Source organism: Mycolicibacterium iranicum (assembly GCF_002101705.1).
GTDB lineage: Bacteria > Actinomycetota > Actinomycetes > Mycobacteriales > Mycobacteriaceae > Mycobacterium > Mycobacterium iranicum.
Map to the genome: position 1 here is coordinate 1 of NZ_LQPC01000038.1, position 7,575 is coordinate 7,575.

At 66.4% G+C, this 7,575-nt stretch carries 5 protein-coding genes and 1 pseudogene; 1 reads left to right on the top strand and 5 read right to left on the bottom strand.

Annotated features, from left to right (window positions below):
* From AWC12_RS31665 to AWC12_RS18855, 5 genes are all read right to left on the bottom strand, one after another.
* A partial coding sequence (locus AWC12_RS31665; protein WP_085176268.1) for an antitoxin occupies positions 1-263 on the bottom strand: 263 nt, incomplete at its 3' end.
* A 10-nt stretch (positions 264-273) separates the two neighbouring features.
* Positions 274-2,661 carry a cation-translocating P-type ATPase gene (locus AWC12_RS18840; protein ID WP_085176264.1) on the bottom strand — a complete coding sequence of 796 codons (2,388 nt, stop codon included), beginning with the start codon at positions 2,659-2,661 and terminating at the stop codon, positions 274-276.
* The gene (locus AWC12_RS18845) at positions 2,658-4,253 is read right to left on the bottom strand and encodes a serine hydrolase (RefSeq protein WP_085176270.1); all 1,596 of its coding nucleotides are present in this window, start codon (positions 4,251-4,253) and stop codon (positions 2,658-2,660) included. The genes AWC12_RS18840 and AWC12_RS18845 overlap by 4 nt, the downstream gene beginning before the upstream one ends.
* A gap of 28 nt (positions 4,254-4,281) precedes the next feature.
* Positions 4,282-5,400, bottom strand: a complete 1,119-nt coding sequence (locus tag AWC12_RS18850) for an MBL fold metallo-hydrolase (protein ID WP_024445703.1) — start codon at positions 5,398-5,400, stop codon at positions 4,282-4,284.
* Entirely contained in the window at positions 5,400-6,134 is a 735-nt protein-coding gene (locus tag AWC12_RS18855) for an enoyl-CoA hydratase (protein ID WP_085176266.1), read from the bottom strand. The genes AWC12_RS18850 and AWC12_RS18855 overlap by 1 nt, the downstream gene beginning before the upstream one ends.
* 396 nt (positions 6,135-6,530) lie before the next feature.
* Here AWC12_RS18855 and AWC12_RS18860 point away from each other — a divergent pair.
* Positions 6,531-7,497, top strand: a pseudogene (locus tag AWC12_RS18860) (IS256 family transposase); the annotation flags it as partial.
* Positions 7,498-7,575: the final 78 nt, after the last annotated feature.

Below are 7,575 nucleotides of genomic sequence, written 5' to 3' on the forward strand. Positions count from 1 at the left end.
GGTGGCGGAGGGGTCGACGGCGGAGGTGGGGTCGGAGGCGCCGATGCGGGCGGAACCTGACCCGATTGCTGGGTCGGCGGCACCTGCCCGCTGCTGGTCTGGTCCGCGACAGCCTTCTTGGCGGCTTCCTGCACCTTGTCCACAGTCGACGCGTACTTGCCCTGCGTCTTCTTGTCCACGAGGTCACCGGCCTTGTTGATCACCGTGTCGACCTTGTCGGCGTTCTTGGAGAGAAGATCTTTGGCTTTGTCCAGAAATCCCATGAACCCAACCCTACCGTTCCCGCGGACGCCACAATCTGCGCTGTTCGCCCAGCACACGGCCTTGCACCCACCAGATCACCTCGACCGCGGCCGCCCCCGCCAGGCCGACACCGAAGGCCATGGAGGTGATCGCCGCGTTCGACGGGTCGAGAATGAACAGCTCGCGGGCGAACGGGATGCTGAAGATGACGACGTAGGCCGCCGCCGAGACAGCAACGAGCGCGACCCGCCACCACTCGTAGGGCCTCGCCACCACGGCCAGCACCCACACCGCAGCCACCAACAGCGTGATCAGCGCGGCCGTCGAGGCCTGCGTCTGCTCGGTCTCGGTCGCCGCCCGACCCTGATACGCCAGCAGGTACGACGTGAACGTCGCGATGCCGACGACGACCCCGGACGGCAGCGCCGACGTCATCACCCGGCGCACGAACCCGGGATGCGCCCGCTCGTTGTTGGGGGCCAGCGACAGGACGAACGCCGGGATGCCGATGGTGAACCAGGCCGCGATGGTCACGTGGATCGGCTGGAACGGGAACAGCAGCGGGTCGGAACCGAACAGTTTCGCCGACAGGCCGGCCAGCCCTACGAGAACGGCCAGCAGCACCGAGTACACCGTCTTGGTGAGGAAGAGATTCGAGACGCGCTCGATGTTGCCGATGACCCGGCGACCCTCCCCCACGACATACGGCAGCGTGGCGAACTTGTTGTCCAGCAACACGATCTGCGCCACCGCTCGGGAGGCGGAGCTTCCCGAGCCCATCGCAACGCCGATGTCGGCGTCCTTCAGTGCCAGCACGTCGTTGACGCCGTCACCGGTCATCGCCACCGTGTGACCGCGGGATTGCAGCGCGTGCACCATGGCCCGCTTCTGGTCGGGCCGGACCCTCCCGAACGTCGTGTACTCCTCCAGAGTCTCGGCCAGCGCGTCTGGCTGGTCGGGGAGCTTGCGCGCGTCCATCGTCTCGCCCTCGAGACCGAGCGAACCCGCGACGGCGCCCACCGACACCGCATTGTCGCCGGAAATCACCTTGATCGAAACCTTTTGCGAGGCAAAGTAATCAAGAGTGTCTCGGGCGTCGGGCCGGACGCGCTGCTCGAGCACCACCAGCGCTGCGGGTGTGACGGTGCCCGGCGCTCGGGCATCGTCGACGGAGCAGTCGGAGGAGCCGAGCAGCAGCACCCGGAGCCCCTTGGCGCCGATCCGTTCAGCCTCCTCGGCAACCGGGGAGGCCGGGTCCAGCAGCACATCCGGCGCGCCGATGACCCAGTTGCCGTGCTCGCCGTAGGACGTTCCGCTCCACTTCGTCGCCGACTTGAACGGCGCGATGGCGGTGGCGGTCCAGCCGGGCGGCATTTTGTAGGCCTCGGCAATCGCGGACATGCTTGCGTTGGGGCGGGCGTCGTCGGCGGCCAGCTGCGCCAGCACATCGGCGACGCCGAGGTCGTCGATGTTCTTCACGTCGCTGACCCGCATACCGTTCTCGGTCAGCGTGCCGGTCTTGTCGGCACACACCACGTCGACGCGGGCCAGCCCCTCGATCGCGGGCAACTCGTTGACCAGACACTGCTTGCGCCCCAGACGGATGACGCCGACAGCGAATGCGATTGACGTCATCAGCACCAGGCCCTCGGGGACCATGGGAACGAGCGCTCCGACCATGCGCAGAACGGACTCCCGCCAGCCCGCGTCGGTGGTGAACAGCTGGGTGTAGATGATCAGCACACCCGCGGGCACCAGCAAGTAGGTGATGAACTGCAGAATCTTGTTGATTCCATTGCGCAGTTCGGATTTCACCAGCGTGAACTTGCTGGCTTCTTCGGCCAGCTTGGCGGCATAGGCCTCCCGGCCGACCTTCGTGGCGCGGTAAGCGCCGCTGCCCGCGACGACGAAACTGCCCGACATCACCGGATCACCGGCATCCTTGGCGATCGGATCGGCCTCACCCGTGAGCAGTGACTCGTCGACTTCGAGGTTGGCCTCCTCGAGGATCTCGCCGTCGACGACGATCTGGTCGCCCGGGCCGAGCTCGATGACGTCGTCGAGAACGACCTCGCTCGGCGCCAGCGGCGCTGTTCCGGACCGCCTGCGCACCAACGGTTTGGCCTGCCCGACGATGGCCAGTTTGTCCAGCGTCTGCTTGGCGCGCAGTTCCTGGATGATGCCGATGGCGCTGTTGGCGATGATCAGCAGGCCGAACGCGCCATTGATCACCGAGCCGGTGGACAGCACGATGATGAAGAGCACGCCGAGGATCGCATTGATCCGGGTGAAGACGTTGCCGCGGACGATCTCGGAGACGCTGCGCGCGGCGCGTGTCGGTACATCGTTGGTCTTGCCGTCGGCGACGCGCGCGGCGACCTCGGCGTCCGACAGCCCGGTGACCGTTGGCGTACTCACCTGACGAACACCCCTCGGCCGCCCTCGTCGAAGTATTCGAGTGTGAGCCTGCCCCCGTCGAACGTCGCTGTGGAAACCGTTCCGGGAGGAGCATTCTCGGAGGTCACGGGGAAGACGAAGACGTCACCCTGCCAGGGGTCCAGCTTGAAGAAACCCTTGGGACCCACCGTTAGCTCCAGGCGCCCGTCGCGTTCGGTGACCGTCGCCGGCCCCCAGAAGTCGTTGTTGTATACGCCGGCGTAGGAGGAGAGCGGCCCGTGCGGCTCAGCGTTCGCGGGGCGCTGCTGGCCGACGAGAGATCCCATCGGCTTCTCCATATCCAGAAAGGCCTTGTTGTACAACGCATACCAGTCTTCGCGGACTTCACCGAACTGGACGAGATCGGCGAACTGCGCGGTCAGCGCTTCGGGCACCCCCGCCGGGGTGGCGTTGGTCAGCGCGACGATCGCGACGTCTGCCGACGGCAAGAACAGCACATTGGTCGCTGCGCCCAGTTCGAAGGCGCCGGAATGGCTCAGCTCGGCGCGCGCCCCCGACGTGGTGCTCACGTTGAAGCCGTAGCCGTAGAACCCTGACCGCATCGCAGGCTCCGTGCCGCGCGCCGAAACGATCTGCGGGGTGACGGCAGGCAGGAGCGCTTGCGGATCGATCAGCGGCTTGCTGTCGTGCTGACCGTCGGCGAGGACCATTGCCATCCACCGCGTCAGATCGTTGACCGAGGAACTCACTCCGCCCGCGGGTGACTGGGCCTGCGCGTTGCGCACATACCGCGGTTCGTAGCGGCCGTCGATGTGGATGTGGCCGACAGCGCGGTCGGGGCGGGCTTCGTAGTCACCGAACTGGTAGCTCGTGTCCGCCATCCCGAGGGGTTGGAAGAGGGTTTCGGTGGCCAGGTCCTCCCAGCTCTTGCCGGTACCTTCGGCGACGGCCTCAGCGCCCGCGGTGAGTCCGAAGTTGGTGTAGGCGTAGGAGGTCCGAAACTGCGCGAGCGGAAGTTGCCGCAACCGGTCCAGCACCTGTCGACGGTCATATCCGATCTCCTCGAGCAGATCTCCCGCGTGGTCGGGCAGCCCGGAACGATGTGCGAACAGATCACCGACGGTGAGCATCTGCGTCACCGCAGGATCCGACAGCGCGAACCACGGCAGCTTTGACACGATCGGGGTGTCCCAGCCGACCTTGTTCTGCCCGACCAGCGTCGCCACGACGGTGGCGCTGAGCGGCTTGGACAGCGACGCGAGCTGGAACACGGTGTCGGGGTCGACGTTGTTGGTCGCATCGTCGGAGGCGGTGTTGTTCTTGACGCCGAAACCTTTGGCGTACACCGTCGTCCCGGCGTGAACGACGGCCACCGCCATACCGGGGATGCCTGATTTCGACATCAGCTCCTCGGCAATCCCGTCGAGCTTCCCGACCGCGTTGTCGACGGCGTTCTCCGGTAACGGCATCGCCGGAACGAGCGGAGGCGGCACGTCGGTGATCACGCTGGGCGGCGAGGTGCTCGATGCCGCGGGTTCGGTGCTTTCCGCTCCGCAGCCGGCCAGCACCGCGACAGCAACGACGAGCGCGGCCGCGCGGGCCTTTGGGTTCATGAGCAGCACCGTAACGCGTCGCAGCGCGCTACGGCCGCCACCACGGGTCGTATGTCGAGTCCGGCACGACCCGCTCACCGGGGATGGGCACCGCGATACGCACCCGGTCCACGTCGGCGGCGGTGACCAGCCGCTCGACCGGCTCGGCCCACGGGTGCGGCGCCAACCGGAATGTCGCCCAGTGGATGGGCACCATGAGGCTCTTGTCCACGTCAGCCAGATCGAGGTGGGCGCGCACCGCCTCCTCGGGGTTCATGTGGATGTCGGCGAACGCGGGGTGGTAGGCACCGATCGGTAGCAACGTCAGATCGAACGGACCGTACTCGGCTCCGATGTCGGCGAAGCTCTTCGTGTATCCGGTGTCGCCGCCGAAGAAAGCTTTGTGTTGCGGGCCTGTGATCACCCAGGACGCCCACAGTGTCGAGTCCCGGGAAAACAGGCGGCCCGAGAAGTGCCGGGCCGGCGTGCAGACCAGCGTCAGGTCTCCGATCCGGTGCGCCTCATGCCAGTCCAGTTCGACGATCCGGCCTTCGGGGATGCCCCACTTGCGCAGGTGCGCGCCGATGCCCAACGGGACCACGAAGGGTGCGCGCTGGGTGCGGGCCAGCGCGACAATGGTGTCGATGTCGAGGTGGTCGTAGTGGTCGTGGCTGATCACCACCGCATCGACGGCGGGCAGCGCTTCCAGCAGCAGTGGCACGTCGTGGAGCCGTTGCGGCCCGACCGCGCGCGACGGCGAACACCGCTCGCTCCACACCGGGTCGGCGAGAACGCGGTAGCCGTCGACCTCGATCAGGACACTGGAGTGGCCATACCAGCTGGCCGCCGCATCGGCGGGTGTCGGGTCGACCTTCGGGGGCTCCTTGAGCGGGATCGGGCCGGGCGGCTTGCCCAGCGCGCCGGCGTTGGCCAGGTCGCGCAGCAGTTTGCGTTGCAGCTCACGGTCCATCGGCAGCCCCGACGACGAGGGCTCCAGGTTGTTGAATTTGCCGTCCCGGTAGTGCGGAGACCGACGGGCGACCGGCGCGATCTCGGCCGGGGTGGCACCGAGCGCTTCCGACGTGCCCTGCAGTGCGCGCAGCACCCATCCGCCGGCCAGCAACGATGCCGTCCCGAACCCGTACCGGAGTGCGGTGCACACGACCATCACGCCCCCTTGAATTTCGGGGGCCGCTTCTCGATGCGCGCCACCTGAGCCTCGATGATGTCCTGGCTTGCCCAGGCCCGGTCGAACAGTTCCTGGTGCGCGGGCCAAGGGTCTTCGTAGGCACCGTCGTCATTGAGCACCCGTTTGGCGTGCTGGAGCGCGAGCGGCGCGAACCCCGCGATCTCCTGCGCCCATGCCTGAGCGTCGGCCAGCGTGCCGATCCGGTTCGCCATGCCGGTCTGGAAGGCCGTCTCGGCGTCGAGACGCTCGGCGGCCATCAACATGCCCCGCGCTCGGCCCGCTCCGACCAGGGACGTCAACCGGCGGATGCTCCAATTGTCCAGCGCTATACCGTATTTGGCGACGGGAAACTGAAAGTATGCCTCGGGCGCCACGACGCGCAGGTCACAGATCATCGACAGGATGACACCTGCCCCGATCGCCGGTCCGTTGATCGCGCCGATCACCGGCAGCGGCGCCCGGTCGATCGCGAGATTCAGCGCTTTCGCCTTGTCCGGCAGCTCGTCGGCGACGCCCTGACCGCCCGACAGATCCGCACCCGAACTGAAGACATGCCCAGCTCCGGTCAGGACGATGGCGCGGACGTCTTCGGCAGCGGCCTTCTCGATCGCCTCACGCAGACCGTCCACCAGCTCGGCGTTGAGTGCGTTGCGCCGCTCGGGGCGCTGTAGTTCCAGGGTCATCACGTGGCCGTCGCGGGTCACTCCAATCATGAGTCCACAGTAGTGAGCCGTTGAGCCGAAAGCCCGGTTGACTTACCCCGCCTCGACAGAGGTTAACTACGATCCCTTCTTGACATCAACGACAATTCGAGGGAGTAAGGTGTTGACCTCTATGTATCGGCCGAAAATCATACCAACAACTGACAGACAGAACATTCGCTGAACACTAAAGTGAACCACCGAATCAACAGCACCAGGTTGCGTCCAGCAGAGTGGTGTACGAGTCGGACCTGATCAGCGGTACCGGCGTGTCGTAGCCGAATGATTGAAGGTCATCGCGTGATTCTTCGAGAGACCGTCCAAAGTCACTCGAGCAAAGAAGGAACACACGCGATGACCGCTGCCCAGAATATCGACCTGCCCACCGTGCTGGCCGAACGACTCACCATGACCCACCCCGACGTGTTGCGCGAGCTGTTGGCCACGTTCATTCACACCCTGATGGGCGCCGAGGCCGACGCGCTGTGCGGCGCCGGCTACGGCGAGCGCTCGACGCAGCGGACCAACTCCCGTAACGGCTACCGGCACCGCGAATTCGACACCCGCGCAGGCACACTGGATCTCGCGATACCGAAGCTGCGGCACGGATCGTACTTCCCGGACTGGCTGCTGGAACGTCGCAAACGCGCGGAGCGGGCCCTGACGACGGTGGTGGCTACCTGCTACCTGCTCGGAGTCTCCACGCGGCGGATGGACAAGCTGGTCGAGACCTTGGGCATCACGTCGCTGTCGAAGTCGCAGGTGTCGGTGATGGCCAAGGAGCTCGACGCCGCGGTCGAGGCGTTCCGCAGCCGCCCGCTCGATGCCGGCCCGTACACGTTCGTCGCGGCCGACGCTCTGGTGCTCAAGGTCCGCGAAGGCGGCCGGGTGGTCAACGTGCACGCCCTGATCGCCGTCGGGGTCAACGCCGAGGGCTACCGGGAGATCCTCGGCCTCGATGTCACCACCGCCGAGGACGGGGCGGGCTGGTTGGCGTTCTGGCGATCGCTGAGCGCCCGGGGCCTGTCCGGGGTCAAGCTGGTGACCAGCGACGCTCACGCCGGGTTGGTGGCCGCTGATCGGCGCCACTTTGCCCGGGGCGGCGTGGCAGCGGTGCCGAACGCATTACACGACCACTCTGATGGCGCTGACCCCGAAGTCGTCGTGGCCGTGGGTACGCACCCTGCTGCATTCAGTGTTCGATCAACCAGACTCCGAATCGGTTGCAGCGCAATATGATCGCATCATCGATGCCCTGTCCGACAAGCTCCCCAAGGTCGCCGACCACCTCGAAGCCGCCCGGCCGGATCTGCTGGCGTTCACCGCATTCCCCAAGCAAATCTGGCGACAGATCTGGTCCAACAACCCCCAGGAACTTATCCGGCCCTCAGGGTCGGATCAACCCCTGATTGCCGATTTGGGTCAGCGGTCGAGCCGCTGCAGGTGGTCGGTC